Genomic DNA, 13,241 nt, shown 5'->3' with positions numbered 1-13,241 from the left:
GAGGGCTACAGTTTGCCTACCCCACGAAAGGCGACCCGCCCGGTGACAGCGGTACGGCAGAGATCCGAGCCACCCGAGGACGACCTGGCGGACCGGTTCCGTGCCGGTGACGAGTCGGCGCTGCGGGAGGCGTACGACAGGTACGGCCGGGCCGTCCTCCACCTGGCCACCAGCACGTTGGCCAACCGCAGCGACGCCGAGGACGCGACCCAGGCCACCTTCGTCGGCGCCTGGCTCGGGCGGGACACCTTCGATCCGTCCCGTGGTTCCCTGCTCGGCTGGCTGCTCGGCATCGGTCGACGCAAGGTGGTCGACAGGCTGCGCGCCACGGCCCGGGAGAACCGGGTGGCCGAGACCGTACGACAGCTGCCGGAGCCGGTGACGGGCGGACCGGACCCGGAGACCGTCGTCGACCGGCTGGTGGTCGCCGACGAACTGGCCCGCCTTCCCCAGGACCAGCGGCGAATGCTCGAACTGGCCTTCTACGACGACCTGACACACCAGCAGATAGCCGCGGTGACCGGAGTGCCGCTGGGCACTGTCAAGAGTCACATCCGGCGGGGCATGGCGAGCTTGAAACGCAGATGGGAGGTGGACGGTGCAGCACCTGGACCACGGCCGGCTGGTCTTCCTGGCGCTCGGTGAGAGCGAGGCGGACACCGACGAGACCACCCACCTCGACACCTGCGCCCACTGTCGTGGGGAGGTGGAGTCGCTGCGACACGTCGCAGGGTTGGGCACCTCGACCCGTTCCCTGCGGGAGCTGCCCGCCCCACCGGAGGCCCTCTGGCAGGGCATCCTCGCCGACGTCCGGGAGGCCGAGGCGACACCCGCCGGGGCAGCCGGGTCGGTCCGACGGCAGCCCCCGACCGAGGCGGACGCCCCGACCGGAACCGGTTCCGCGATCCCCCCGGCCCCGGGTGCCCGCTCCCGGGGGCGACGGGTCCGGTGGCGACGGTGGGTGACGACCGGGCTGACGGCGGCAGCCGCCGCACTCCTCGGTGTGGTCGGGACCCTCGTGGTGGTCCGCTCCGGGGAGGGTACGACCGATCCCGCCGGGGAGCAGGTGGTGCTGGCGAGCGCCCCGCTGGCCGCGTACGGGCCGACTCCGCCGCAGGCGCGGGGTGAGGCACGGGTGTTCGACGACGGTCGGCTGCACCTGCACGTGGCGAACCTGCCCGAGGTGCCGGGGTACTACGAGGTCTGGTTGATCAACCCGACGAACGGCAGGATGTTCTCCGTCGGGGTGCTCGGTACGGGGTCGGACGTGCTGCTCCCGCTGCCGCCCACAGTCGACCTGACCGAGTACTCGGTGGTGGACATCTCGGCCGAGCGGTTCGACGACGATCCCGGCCACTCCGGGGACAGTCTGCTGCGCGGGGTCCTCGCCAGATGAGACGGCCGGTGGGGGACCTGGTCCCCCACCGGCCGGACGTCGACCCTCGGGTCACCTGCGCTTGCGGATCTCCTCGGCGATCTGCGGGACGACCTTGAACAGGTCGCCGACCACACCGAAGTCGGCCAGTTCGAAGATCGGCGCCTCGGCGTCCTTGTTCACCGCGACGATGGTCTTCGAGGTCTGCATACCGGCCCGGTGCTGGATCGCACCGGAGATGCCCAACGCGACGTAGAGCTGCGGGGAGACCGTCTTGCCGGTCTGACCCACCTGGAACTGGTGCGGGTAGTACCCCGAGTCGACAGCCGCCCGGGACGCCCCGACGGCACCGCCGAGCAGGTCGGCGAGCTCCTCCACCAGCTTGAAGTTGTCGGCGTTGCCGACCCCCCGGCCGCCGGCGACCACCACCGAGGCCTCGGTCAGCTCCGGGCGGGAACCCTTCTGCTCGGCGACCCGCTCGACCACCCTGGCCAGCTTGTCCGCGTCGGCGAGGGCGACGGTCAGCGGCTCGACGGCGGGGGTGGCCGGGGCCGGGGCGGGGGTGACCGAGTTCGGCCGGACGGTCACCAGCGGCAGGCCACGGGTGACCTTCGAGGTGACGATGGTGGACCCGGCGAAGGCGACCTGGGTGGCGGTGCCGTCGGCGGCGAGGCCGACCACGTCGGTCAGGATGCCGTTGTCCAGCTTGACCGCCAGGCGGGCCGCGATCTCCTTGCCCTCCTGGGCACCGGCGAGCAGGACGGCGGCCGGCTGCACCCGTCGGACCAGCTCGGCGAGCACAGTGGCCTTCGGTGCCACCAGGTGACCGTCGATCTCCTCGCTCTCGGCGGCGTAGATCTTCTCCGCGCCGTACTCGCCGAGCTTGGCGGAGAGCGCCTCGGCCGCCCCGGGGCCGCCCAGCACCACGGCGCTGGGGGTGCCCACCGTACGGGCGAGGGTGAGCATCTCCAGGGTGACCTTCTTGACGCCGAACTCACTGGTGGCTTCGACGACGACGAGAACCTCAGACATGTCCTGACCCCTCACACGAACTTCTCGGTGGCGAGGAACTCGACCAGCTGCGTACCGCCGGCGCCCTCGTCGGTGACCTTCGCGCCGCCGGAGCGCGGCGGACGCGTGCTGTGCTCCAGGACGGTGCTGGTCGCGCCGTCGAATCCGACCTCGTTCGCGGCGATTCCCAGGTCGGCCAGGGCGAGCGTCTGCACCGGCTTCTTCTTGGCGGCCATGATGCCCTTGAAGGACGGGTACCGGGGCTCGTTGATGGTGTCCCAGACCGAGACCACGGCGGGCGTGGCGGCGGTGACCACCTCGTAGCCCTCCTCGGTCTGCCGTTCGACGGTCAGGGTGCCGCCGTCGACGGTGAGCTTGCGGGCGCCGGTCAGGGCTGCGACGCCGAGCCGCTCGGCGAGCATGTGCGGGATGACCTGGACCCGACCGTCCGTCGACTCCGCGCCGCAGAGCACCAGGTCGGCGCCGAGCTGTCCGAGGGCTGCGGCAAGCACCTTCGAGGTGGCGACGGCGCAGGACCCGTGCAGGGCGTCGTCGAGGACGTGCACGGCCTTGTCCGGTCCCATGGAGAGCGCCTTGCGGATCGACTCGGTCGCCCGGTCCGGCCCCATGGTCAGGATGGTGACCTCGCCGCCGTGCGCCTCCTTGATCTTCAGCGCCTCCTCGATGGCGTACTCGTCCATCTCGTTGATGACGTTGTTCGCCGAACCGCGGTCTACGGTGTTGTCGTCACTGCGCAGGTTGCGGTCCGCGCCCGAGTCGGGCACCTGCTTGACGAGTACGACGATGTTCATCGCGTGTCGACGACCCTCCTGTTTGGTGGTGCGATTCTCACCCGGTGGGGCGATGTTTCGCCCGGTCACGGGCGCAGCCTTGCGCGTTTGTGGCCAGCCGGTCAACCAGGGGCGGCAGTGCGGTTACCCACGCCGGCAATGTTACCTGCCAGTAGCATACGGTTCCGGGTGAGCGAGAGTGACTCAGGTCACCCCCACCCACGGCGGGGCAGGTCAGCGCCCGAGGGCGGCGCGGATCAGTCCGCCGCCGACGGCGCGGGTGGGTCCTCCACCGACGGCGCGGGTGGGTCCTCCACCGATGGCGCGGGTGGGTCCCCGAGGGCGGCGCGGATCCGCTCGATCACAGCGGTCTCCGCCGCCGAGACGCCCCCGTGCGCCCGGGCCACCTCGTCGGCGGCGGTCAACACCACAGACCGGTACGTCGACACGTCCGGCGGGGACTTACGGCGCAGGATCTCCACCGCCTCCCCGAGCGCCGGGAGCACCATCGACTCGACCTCCAACGACGAGTCACGGGGCAACTTCGGCTGCGGACCGGTGGTCAACGCCTCCTTGACCACCCCGCTGGCCCCCGCCATCACCCCGGAGGCGGCGAAGCTCTCCCGGATCATGGCGAAGATCCCGGGATCGGCGTTCGACACCAGGAACACCGCGCCGAAAGCCCCGGTCTTGAGGGTGAACCGCTCCTCGTCCGTCAACCGTTCCATGATCACGGAGTGTAGACGTAGGGCGTGGTGGAGGTGACCTGGACGAACCCCGAACGTTGCAGGATCGGCCGGCTGTCCGGGGAGGCGTCCACCTGCAACAGGGTCCGGCCACGCTGGTCGGCCAGGCGGGCCCGGTAGTCGACCAGCGCCCGGTAGATGCCCCGTCGCCGCCGGTCGGCAAGGACCGAACCGCCCCACAGCGAGGCGAAACCGCTGTTCGGCGCGTACCGCACCCAGCCCGCACCGACCACCTCGTCACCCGCCTCGGCCACCACGACGGTGATCGACTGCGGGTCGGCGGCGATCTCCCGGTCCAGGGCGGCGGCGAGGTGGGACCTGTCGGAACCCCAGACCGCCGTCTCCATCGCCGCGATCCGCTCCAGGTCGTCGCGGCCTGTCACCTCGCGAAGGCGTACGCCGTCGGGCGGCACCGGCAGCGCGGACGCCAACGGTGCGACCGGGCCGACCAGGACGACCTCGGTCTCCTCCGCCACGAAACCCGCAGCCCGCAGCCGGTCGGGGAGGTCGGCCGGCTCGTCGTGGGCGTTGAGCTTCCACTCCACCGACTCGTCGCGTCCCCGGAAGAAGTCCACCTGCCGGGCGATCAGGGCGTCCAGCTCCGCACCGGTCAGGCCGTCGAGGGTGCGGTAGGTGAGGAAGCCCCTGTCGTCCAGCCCGGTGATCCGGACCAGGGGACCGTCGCGTTCCACCACCACACCGGCCGGAACCGGGTCGGGAACCTCCGGCCGGAGCTGGTTGTCGTACGCGGCCCGGAGTGTCATCGCGTCGAGATCGCTCATCGATTCAGGCTACGACGGGACACAAGCGCATAATCACCGCTCGTGTGGCAGAACATCCGACGCTGGTTCGACCCCCGTGAACTGCGGGAGGTCGGACGTACCCCCGACTATCGTTTCTCCCTGGCCAACGAGCGGACCTTCCTGGCCTGGCTCCGGACCGGGCTGGCCCTGATCGGCGGAGGGCTTGCCGTCGCGCAGTTCCTCCCCCCGCTGCCCCTGCGCCACCTGCGCGAGGTCATCGCCATCGTGCTCCTGCTCCTCGGCGGCGGGGTGGCGGTCCGGGCGGTGGACCACTGGGCCCGTACCGAGCGGGCCATCCGGCTGGACGAGGAGCTACCCACCTCCCGCTTCCCCGCCGTCCTCGCCCTCATCGTCGGTGTCGGTGCCCTGCTGCTGGTGGTGGCGGTCCTCGCCGGGGCGGTCGGTCGGCGGTGACAGCCGTCGGACGCGAACGGGACCCGGGACTGCAACCGGAGCGGACCCGACTTGCCTGGCGACGGACCGCCCTGGCCACGACCCTGGTGGCGGTCCTGGCGATCCGACTGGCGCTGGCCGGCGAGGACGCCGCCGGGGCGGTGGTCGGACTGGTGGTGGTCGGGCTCTGGGCGGCGGCCGTCTCGACCTGCTGGCGACGGGGTACCGGCACCGGTCCGACGGCCACCGGCGGACCCGCGTTCACGCTGGCCGCTCTCGCCGCAGTGGGGCTCGCCCTGACGGGTGTGGTGCTCCTGCTACCCGAGCTGTGGTGACTTCCCGCGACAGTGCGTCATGATTGGGCCATGGTCCGGCTCTTCATCCTCCTCATCTTCGTCCAGGTCGTCTGCGCGGCCCTCGCGCTGATCAGCTGCCTGTCGGCGGAGAAGGGCAGCGTTCGAGCCATGCCCCGGGCCGTCTGGGTGGCGGTCATCCTCCTCGTCCCGCTGATCGGTTGGCTCGCCTGGTTCTTCGCCGGACGGCCGCTGCCGCAGAAACGCAGCGGCGGCCCGGCGGCCCGGAGCGGGCGGGGTCCGGTCGCCCCCGACGACGACCCGGACTTCCTGCGCACCCTCGCCGAGCAGTCCCGCAAACAGGACAACGACCTCTTCCGTCGATGGGAGGACGACCTGCGCGGCGCGACCGAGCCCCCGGCGAAGCCGGAGCCGGACACCGCGACGACGGACAGCAACGACCAGTCCGGCGACGACATCCGGGGCCGGGAGGGTTCGCGCAGCCGCGACGGTGAGCCGCCCCGGGGCGAGGACTCCCCCGAGCCCCGGTAGGCAGGTCGGCCCACCGGGGCCCGACCGTCGCGGCGGTGCGGGTCAGCCTCGACGTCTCAGCGCCCGTACCGACAGTGGGGCGAAGATCGCGGCGAGGACGGCGGCCCAGATCAGGGACTGCACCACCGGTCCGACGACCGGCCCGGCGACCAGCAGCCCGCGCAGGGCGTCGGCGAGGACGGTGACCGGATTCACCTCCACCCACGCCTGCAACCAACCCGGCATCGTCTCGGTCGGCACGAACGCGTTGCTGGTGAAGGTCAGCGGGAAGATCACCATGAAGCCGAAGATCTGCACCTTGTCCGGCTCGCTCACCAGCACGCCGACCAGGACCGAGATCCAGGCCGCGGCCAGGGAGAAGGCCAGCAACAGGGCGAACGCGCCGAGCAGCCCGACGATCCCGTTGTCGCCCAACCGGAACCCCAACACCATCCCGACCCCGAGCAGGAGCGTCACCGACCATGCCTGCTTGACGGTGTCGGCGAGGATCCGACCGGCCAGCGGCGCCCACCGCGCGATCGGGAGCGACCGCAGCCTGTCGAAGACCCCCTTGGTCAGGTCGTGGTTGAGCCCGAACCCGGTGGTCATGGTGGCGAAGAAGGCGTTCTGCACGATGATGCCGGGCAGCGCGAACAGCAGGTAGTCCCCGGGTGAGCCGGCGATCGCCCCACCGAAGACGAAGGTGAACAACAGCACGAACATCACCGGTTGGATGCTCAGGTCGAGCAGCTCCATCGGGTTGTGCTTGATCTGGACCAGACTGCGCCAGGCCAGGGTCATCGTGTGTTGCAGCCCGGCGACGGTGCTCGGTCGACGCGACGGCGTCAGCGGAGGGGCGGTGGTGGCGGTGGCGGTCATGCTGCGGTCTCCTCCGGAGCGGTGTCGGACAGGGTGTCCTGCTCGGCCCGCTGACCGGTCAGGGAGAGGAAGACCTCGTCGAGGCTGGAGCCGCGCAGGGACAGCTCGGCCACGGCGACCCCGGCCTCGTCCAGCCGACGCACCACGGTGGCGAGCACCCCGGGGTCGTTGACCGGGACCCGTACGGTCTGCTGGGTGACGTCCGGGACGCTGCCGGCGGCCGCCCCCGCGACGGCCACGACGGTGGGCAGGTCGGCCGGGTCGACCGGCCGGACCGAGAGACTCTGCCCACCCGTCTTCGCCTTCAGCTCCTCCGGGGTCCCCTGGGCGATGACCCGGCCGTGGTCCACCACTGCGATCTCGCCGGCCAACTGGTCGGCCTCCTCCAGGTACTGGGTGGTGAGCAGGACGGTGACCCCGTCGGCGACGAGCGACCGGACGATGTCCCACAGCTCGTTGCGGCTGCGCGGGTCCAGCCCGGTGGTGGGCTCGTCGAGGAAGAGCACCTGGGGCCTGCCCACCAGACTGGCCGCCAGGTCGAGGCGGCGGCGCATCCCACCCGAGTAGGTCTTGGCCGCCCGACCGGCGGCGTCGGTCAGGTGGAAGTCGGCGAGCAACTGCCGGGCCCGGTCACGCGCCTGCGCCCGCCCCATGCCGAGCAGCCGACCGATCAACAACAGGTTCTCGCTGCCGGTCAGGGTCTCGTCGACCGAGGCGTACTGCCCGGTCAGGCCGATGAGCCCGCGCACCCGGTGGGCGTCGCGGCGCACGTCGAAGCCGGCCACCGTGGCGTGCCCCTCGTCGGCTTCGAGCAGGGTGGCGAGGACCCGTACCGAGGTGGTCTTGCCCGCCCCGTTCGGGCCGAGCAGCCCGAAGACCGTACCGGTCGGGACCAGCAGGTCGACACCGGCGAGGGCGGTCGTCGACCCGAACCGGCGCACCAACCCCTCTGCCCGAATTGCGTACTCCATCACGTCTCCCGTCGTCCGTTGACCGCCACACCCTGCCCTACCGGTGTGACAAGCCGCCGAGGCCCGGCTGACCCTACGGCGACGGGAGCCTACTTTCACCTGATATTCGCTGGTCAAGGTCGGCACGACGACGACCGCCGCCGCCCCGGGACGGGGACGGCGGCGGGCCGGGGGACGACTGCGGGTCAGGCCAGGTTCGACGAGCGGGGGTACGCGTCGGCCGGGTCGGTCAACACGTTCACCAGGTACGGCACTCCGGCGGCGAAGGCCCGCTCCAGCGCCGGACCCAGATCGGTGGCCTTGGCGACCGTCTCCCCCGCCCCGCCGAGCGCCTCGACCACCCTGTCGTAGCGCAGTTCGGGTTGCAGGTCGGCGGCGACGTCGTAGCCGTACATGGCCTGCATCGGGTGCTTCTCCAGGCCCCAGATGCCGTTGTTGCCCACCACGATCACCACTGGCAGCCCCTGCCGGACCAGCGACTCGGCGTCCATCAGCGAGAAGCCCGCCGCGCCGTCGCCCATCAGGACGCAGATCTGCCGGTCCGGGTGGCTCACCCGGGCCCCCATCGCGTAGCCCATCCCGGTGCCCAGGCACCCGTACGGCCCGGGGTCGAGCCAGGTGCCGGGCTGCGCCGGTTCCAGGTACTTGCCCGCGTACGAGACGAAGTCCCCGCCGTCGCCGATGGTGATCGCGTCCGGGGCGAGGACCCGGCGCAGCTCGCCGTAGACCCGGGCGGGCCGGATCGGGTCGGTGTCGGCGGACATCGCCTCGGCGTCGCGGGCCTTCGCCGCCTCCTCGACGGTACGCAGCTGCGCGATCCAGTCGGCGTGGTCGACCCGATTGCCGGGGTGGTCGGCGAAGGCGGTCAGGACGAGCCGGAGGTCCCCGGCCGGGGCGGCGGCCGGCTGGACGTGCTGGGCGCGTTGGCCAGGGGAGTCGACGACGTGCACCACAGCGGCGTCGCCGAAGTCACCGAACCCGAGCCGGAAGTCCAGTGGGGTGCCGACCACCACCACCAGGTCCGCGCCCCCCAGGGCGGCCCGGCGGGCCTTGGCGAAGGCGAGCGGGTGCTCGGGGGGTAACGCCCCCCGACCCATGCCGTTGGTGAAGACCGGCACCTGCAACGCCTCGGCGGCGGCGCGCAGCGCCTCCACAGCGTCGCCGGTCCAGACGTCGGAACCGGCCACGATGACCGGACGGTGCGCCCCGGCGATCAGCCCGGCCGCCCGGGCGACCTCGTCCGGATCGGCCTCGACCGGGGCGACGGGGGCGGCGACGGGGGCGGCGACGTCGGCCACCGAGAAGACGACCTCCAGGGGGAGGTCCAGGAAGACCGGCCCCCGGTGCGGGGTGAGGGCGGCGGTCACCGCAGCCCCGACCGCCCGGGGGATGTCGTCGGTGGCGAGGACCGTCTCGGCGTGCTTGGTCACCGGGGCGACCAGCGGTACGTGGTCGATCTCCTGGAGGCTGCCGGAGCCCCAGCGGAACGCCGGAGCCCGCCCGCCGAGCACCACCACCGGAGAGGCGTTGAAGTACGCGCTGGTCAGCCCGCTGATCCCGTTGGTGACCCCGGGTCCGGCGGTGAGGACGGCCAGGCCGGGACGACGTTGCAGCTTGGCCACCGCCTCGGCGGCGAAGACGGCGGACTGCTCGTGCCGGACGTCGTGGATCGGGAAGCCGGTGGCGTGCGCGGCGTCGTAGAGCGGGAAGACGTGCCCACCGGAGAGGGTGAACATCTCACGGACGCCGTACGCCCGCAGCGCCGCGAGCGCCAGCTGACCGCCGTGACCTTCGATCCGCTCCGCCATGTGCGCCCCTTCAACGTCGGCTCGACCGGACCACCACGTTACTGGCCGGTAGGCGGAATGTGAACCACCCCGGCGGCCCCGGGGCGCGCCCGGTCAGCGACCTGTGAAGTCGGGGCGGCGCTTCTCGACGAAGGCGGCCATTCCCTCCCGACGGTCGTCGGTGGCGAAGAGCCCCGCGAAGAGCTGACTCTCCCAGGCCAGCCCGGAGGCCAGGTCCATCTCCAGTCCACCGTCGACGGCGAGTTTCGCCGCCCGCAGGGCCTGGGCCGGCCCGGTCAGGAACGGCGTGACCAGCTCGACGGCGGCCGCGTAGACCTCGGCGGCCGGGACGACCCGGTCGACCAGGCCGATCCGCAGGGCCTCCTGTGCGTCCACCATCCGACCGGTCATGACCAGGTCCTTGGCGCGGGCCGGGCCGACCAGGCGGGCCAGCCGCTGGGTGCCGCCCGCCCCCGGGATCACCCCCAGCTTGATCTCCGGCTGACCGAGCTTGGCGTCCTCGGCGACCACCCGCCAGTCGCAGGCCAGAGCCAGTTCACACCCGCCGCCGAGGGCGTACCCGGTGATCGCGGCGACCACCGGCTTGCCGATCCGGGCGAACGCACCGAGCGCCCCGGACAGCTCCGCCGCCCGCTCCGACATGTCCACGTAGGACATGTCGGCCATCTCCTTGATGTCGGCACCGGCGGCGAAGACCTTCTCCCCGCCGTACACGATGACCGCACGGACCAGCGGGTCGACGGCGGCGGCCGTGGCCGCGGCGCGCAACTCCTCCTGCACCTGGGTGTCGAGGGCGTTCATCGGGGGTCGGTCCAACCGGATGGTGCCGATGCCGTCCCGGGTCTCCAACCGCACGAACTCGCTCACGCCGCCCCCTCACGTCGTTCGGCGTCGCCGTGGCCATCGACGATGACGGTTCGCTCACACCGCTCGCTCACGCCGCCCCCTCCACTTCCTCGTCGAAGTCGCGTGCCAACCATAAGGCTCCCGCCGCCGGTACAGATAGCCTGGTGGGAGCCCAGCCAGCGGAGCAGCCTCGATGACGATCCACTACGACGACCCGTCCGTGCAGGTGACTGCGACGACCATCTGGGTCGACGGGAACACCTATCAGTTGTCCGAAGTCGATGAAGTGTGGCACCGACAGGGCAGCCGGTCCTGGCGGGTCCTCGCCGGGCGGGGCGCCCTCGGCGCGGCGTTGGCCGCCCCGATCGTCGCCGCGATCCTCGGGGTGCTCCTGGCGCTCTGGCTCGACGCGTCGGTGACCGTCACCGTCGCCATCGTCGGCGTCGCCACCCTGGTCGGGTTGGGTGTCGGCCCGCTCGCCGACACCCTCTTCGAGTACTTCGACAGGTCGTACGCCCGGGGCAGTCGCCAGCGGGAGTTGTGGATCCGCTGGCGGGGTGCCCCGGTCCAGCTCCTGAGCACCGGCGACTCCCTCCGGTTCGGTCAGATCTACCGGGCCCTGCAACGCGCCATGGAGAACCTGCACTCCCAGCGTCGCCGCTGACCGGTTACCCGCCGGGTCGAGGCGGAGGTGGCGGAGGTGCCCCGGCCGGTCCCCGACGGGACGGCCGAAGTCGGCCAGAGCGGTTAGACTTAGTGATGGCCCTCTATTACCGGGACGACACGGTGCAGGTGACCTCCGAGTCGATCCGGTCGGGTGGTGTCACAGTCGCGATCGACGAGGTGACCTACGTCTGGCACGCGCGGGGGCGCAAGACCCTCGCCGTCCGGGGTCGGGTCATCGGCCGCAACGTCCTGGTGCTGCTGCTCTCCCTGCCCCCGCTGGTGGCCCTGATCTGCGTGATCTCGCTGCTCTGGTCGGCCCAGGACCGGGGGAACTGGACGACCGCGCTGATCGTGCTGGCCGCGATGGCCGTCGGGGCACTGGCCCTGACGCCCTTCCTGGAGCTGCCGCTGAGCTGGCTCGACAGGTCGTACGAGCGCGGCAACCAGGTGCACGAACTCTGGGTGCAGTACCGGGGGAAGGAGTTGATGCTGCTCCGCACCCCCGACGCGCTGCGGTTCGGGCAGATCTACCGGGCCGTGCAGCGCGCCAGCGAACAGCGGGGCGAGTTCGGATGACCTGGCGTCCCGACGCACACTTGGTCCCATGGTGATCCCCCTTCCCCGGCCGGCCGCGATGGTCGACCTCACCCGGTCCGCCCTCGATCAGGCGCTCGGCTCGGCCGCCTCACTCGCCGCCGTGCCCGCCCGCGCGTTCGCGGTGCTCGACAGCGTCGACACCCTGATCACCCGGATCAACGGGGTGGTCGACCGGATCGAGGAGACCCTTGACCGGACCGACCGGGTGGTGGCCGAGGCCGGGACGGCGGTCCGCGACGTGGCGGTGATCAGCGCCGCAGCGACCACGGCGATCGAGAACGCCACCGAGGTCGCCACCGCCGCCGCCCGGGTGGTCGACGAGGCCCAGCGGGTCTCCACCGCCGCCGCCGTGGTGGTGGGGAAGGCCGAGCAGGCCGCGTCCGCCGCCGCCACCGTCGTCGCCGAGGCCGGGCAGGTGGCGGACGGGGCGGCCACTGTCGTCGCCCGGGCCGAAGCGGTGACCGACCGGGCCGCCGGGACGATCGCCGCCGCGCAGGGTGCGACGGTGACCGCCACCGAACTCCTCGACGCGTACGAACCGACACTGCGTCGAGGTGCCCCGATGGCGAACCGGTTCGTCGAGGAACTCAGCCAGGAGGAGGTCACGGCGGCGATCCGGCTCGTCGACGAGCTGCCCAAGCTCAAGGAGCACCTCACCGCCGACATCCTGCCCATCCTGGCCACCCTGGACCGGGTCGGCCCGGACGTGCACGACCTCCTCGACGTCACCCGCGACCTCAAGCTCGCGGTGGCCGGCATCCCCGGGCTGGGGATGTTCCGTCGACGCGGGGCACGCCTCAGCGACGAGCAGAGCTGACCGCCGGAGCACGAGCCGGGCGGGACCGCAGTCCGGCCGGGCCGCGCCGGAGCCCGGATCCTCGCGGGGACCCCAACCCCGCCCGGCCCGGGCGAAGCCTCGCGGGGAACCGGCCCGACCGGCCGCGCCGCAACGAGCTGAGACGCAGCACGGCCGGTGCCGCGCCGGTCAGGCGGGGACGTAACCCGGGCGGTGCAGTTCGTCGATCTCGACGACCTCCCGGCCGAGCGGCCAGAACGCGGCCGGGACCAGCTTGAAGTTCGCGATACCGAACGGAATCCCGATGATGGTGAAGCAGAGGGTCACCCCGGCGATGATGTGGCTCAGCGCCAGCCACCAGCCGGCCAGCACCACCCAGAGCACGTTGCCCAGACCCGAGCCGACCCCGATGCCCGGCTTCGGCACCAGCGTCCGACCGAACGGCCAGAGCGAGTAGACAGCCAGCCGCAACGAGGCGACCCCGAAGGGAATCGTCACCACGAGCAGGAAACAGATCACGGCGGCGATGCCGTAACCCACCGCCAGCACCAGACCACCACCGAAGATCAACCAGAGTACGTTGAGCAGCAACCTCATGCACCAATGGTGCCTGGGCGGCACAACCGTCCGACCCGTACGGGCCTCGGCATCGACCGGGATGCCCGTGCGCCGGGAAGACCGGCCCCTGCCCGTCGGACGACGACAGGGGCTCCCGAGCCGGTCGGACAGCGCGAA

The 13,241-nt window shown here is 71.9% G+C and carries 15 protein-coding genes and 2 pseudogenes; 8 read left to right on the top strand and 9 right to left on the bottom strand.

What is annotated here, in order from left to right; translation table 11 throughout:
- The first annotated feature begins 42 nt into the window (after positions 1-42).
- Both ABT336_RS05290 and ABT336_RS05285 read left to right on the top strand, forming a co-directional pair.
- Positions 43-645, top strand: coding sequence for an RNA polymerase sigma factor (locus tag ABT336_RS05290; protein WP_350895249.1), 603 nt, complete (start codon positions 43-45; stop codon positions 643-645).
- A complete protein-coding gene (locus ABT336_RS05285; protein ID WP_350895248.1) occupies positions 599-1,396 on the top strand; it encodes an anti-sigma factor in 798 nt (265 codons plus the stop codon). The genes ABT336_RS05290 and ABT336_RS05285 overlap by 47 nt, the downstream gene beginning before the upstream one ends.
- 51 nt (positions 1,397-1,447) lie before the next feature.
- Here the strand turns inward: ABT336_RS05285 and ABT336_RS05280 are convergent, their stop codons facing one another.
- The 4 genes and pseudogenes from ABT336_RS05280 to ABT336_RS05265 all read right to left on the bottom strand — a co-directional run bounded on the left by ABT336_RS05280 (position 1,448) and on the right by ABT336_RS05265 (position 4,705).
- Positions 1,448-2,407 carry an electron transfer flavoprotein subunit alpha/FixB family protein gene (locus tag ABT336_RS05280; protein WP_350895247.1) on the bottom strand — a complete coding sequence of 320 codons (960 nt, stop codon included), beginning with the start codon at positions 2,405-2,407 and terminating at the stop codon, positions 1,448-1,450.
- An 11-nt stretch (positions 2,408-2,418) separates the two neighbouring features.
- Positions 2,419-3,198: an electron transfer flavoprotein subunit beta/FixA family protein gene (locus ABT336_RS05275; RefSeq protein WP_350895283.1), complete on the bottom strand. Its 780-nt coding sequence runs from the start codon at positions 3,196-3,198 to the stop codon at positions 2,419-2,421.
- Between the two features lie 308 nt (positions 3,199-3,506).
- Positions 3,507-3,905, bottom strand: a pseudogene (locus ABT336_RS05270) (hypothetical protein); the annotation flags it as partial.
- Positions 3,906-3,907: 2 nt separating this feature from the next.
- Positions 3,908-4,705 carry a GNAT family N-acetyltransferase gene (locus tag ABT336_RS05265; protein ID WP_350895246.1) on the bottom strand — a complete coding sequence of 266 codons (798 nt, stop codon included), beginning with the start codon at positions 4,703-4,705 and terminating at the stop codon, positions 3,908-3,910.
- A gap of 42 nt (positions 4,706-4,747) precedes the next feature.
- Between ABT336_RS05265 and ABT336_RS05260 the strand changes: the two genes are divergently transcribed.
- The 3 genes and pseudogenes from ABT336_RS05260 to ABT336_RS05250 all read left to right on the top strand — a co-directional run.
- Complete coding sequence (locus ABT336_RS05260) at positions 4,748-5,140, top strand: YidH family protein (RefSeq protein WP_350895245.1); 393 nt, start codon at positions 4,748-4,750, stop codon at positions 5,138-5,140.
- The gene (locus tag ABT336_RS05255; protein ID WP_350895244.1) at positions 5,137-5,454 is read left to right on the top strand and encodes a DUF202 domain-containing protein; all 318 of its coding nucleotides are present in this window, start codon (positions 5,137-5,139) and stop codon (positions 5,452-5,454) included. The genes ABT336_RS05260 and ABT336_RS05255 overlap by 4 nt, the downstream gene beginning before the upstream one ends.
- Positions 5,455-5,484: 30 nt before the next feature.
- A pseudogene (locus ABT336_RS05250) lies at positions 5,485-5,814 on the top strand (PLD nuclease N-terminal domain-containing protein); the annotation flags it as partial.
- Between the two features lie 192 nt (positions 5,815-6,006).
- On the opposite strand, the gene ABT336_RS05245 reads toward ABT336_RS05250, so the two are convergent.
- From ABT336_RS05245 to ABT336_RS05230, 4 genes are all read right to left on the bottom strand, one after another.
- Positions 6,007-6,822, bottom strand: a complete 816-nt coding sequence (locus ABT336_RS05245) for an ABC transporter permease (protein WP_350895243.1) — start codon at positions 6,820-6,822, stop codon at positions 6,007-6,009.
- A complete protein-coding gene (locus tag ABT336_RS05240; RefSeq protein WP_350895242.1) occupies positions 6,819-7,793 on the bottom strand; it encodes an ATP-binding cassette domain-containing protein in 975 nt (324 codons plus the stop codon). The genes ABT336_RS05245 and ABT336_RS05240 overlap by 4 nt, the downstream gene beginning before the upstream one ends.
- 185 nt (positions 7,794-7,978) lie before the next feature.
- Entirely contained in the window at positions 7,979-9,601 is a 1,623-nt protein-coding gene (locus tag ABT336_RS05235; RefSeq protein WP_350895241.1) for an acetolactate synthase, read from the bottom strand.
- A gap of 93 nt (positions 9,602-9,694) precedes the next feature.
- Complete coding sequence (locus ABT336_RS05230; RefSeq protein WP_350895240.1) at positions 9,695-10,468, bottom strand: enoyl-CoA hydratase-related protein; 774 nt, start codon at positions 10,466-10,468, stop codon at positions 9,695-9,697.
- A 172-nt stretch (positions 10,469-10,640) separates the two neighbouring features.
- On the opposite strand from ABT336_RS05230, the gene ABT336_RS05225 reads away from it, so the two are divergent.
- The 3 genes from ABT336_RS05225 to ABT336_RS05215 all read left to right on the top strand — a co-directional run bounded on the left by ABT336_RS05225 (position 10,641) and on the right by ABT336_RS05215 (position 12,527).
- Positions 10,641-11,111 (top strand): DUF6232 family protein, encoded by a 471-nt coding sequence (locus ABT336_RS05225; protein ID WP_350895239.1) that lies wholly within the window; start codon positions 10,641-10,643, stop codon positions 11,109-11,111.
- A 95-nt stretch (positions 11,112-11,206) separates the two neighbouring features.
- Positions 11,207-11,689 carry a DUF6232 family protein gene (locus ABT336_RS05220; protein ID WP_350895238.1) on the top strand — a complete coding sequence of 161 codons (483 nt, stop codon included), beginning with the start codon at positions 11,207-11,209 and terminating at the stop codon, positions 11,687-11,689.
- Between the two features lie 28 nt (positions 11,690-11,717).
- On the top strand, positions 11,718-12,527 hold the full coding sequence (locus ABT336_RS05215; RefSeq protein ID WP_350895237.1) for a hypothetical protein: 810 nt from the start codon (positions 11,718-11,720) through the stop codon (positions 12,525-12,527).
- Between the two features lie 168 nt (positions 12,528-12,695).
- On the opposite strand, the gene ABT336_RS05210 is transcribed toward ABT336_RS05215, so the two are convergent.
- Positions 12,696-13,103, bottom strand: a complete 408-nt coding sequence (locus ABT336_RS05210; RefSeq protein WP_350895236.1) for a YccF domain-containing protein — start codon at positions 13,101-13,103, stop codon at positions 12,696-12,698.
- Between the last annotated feature and the right edge of the window lie 138 nt (positions 13,104-13,241).

Source organism: Micromonospora sp. NPDC000207 (genome assembly GCF_040300925.1).
Lineage (GTDB): Bacteria > Actinomycetota > Actinomycetes > Mycobacteriales > Micromonosporaceae > Micromonospora.
Note: the sequence above shows the minus strand (reverse complement) of the source record. Positions and strands in the feature narration are given on the sequence as shown.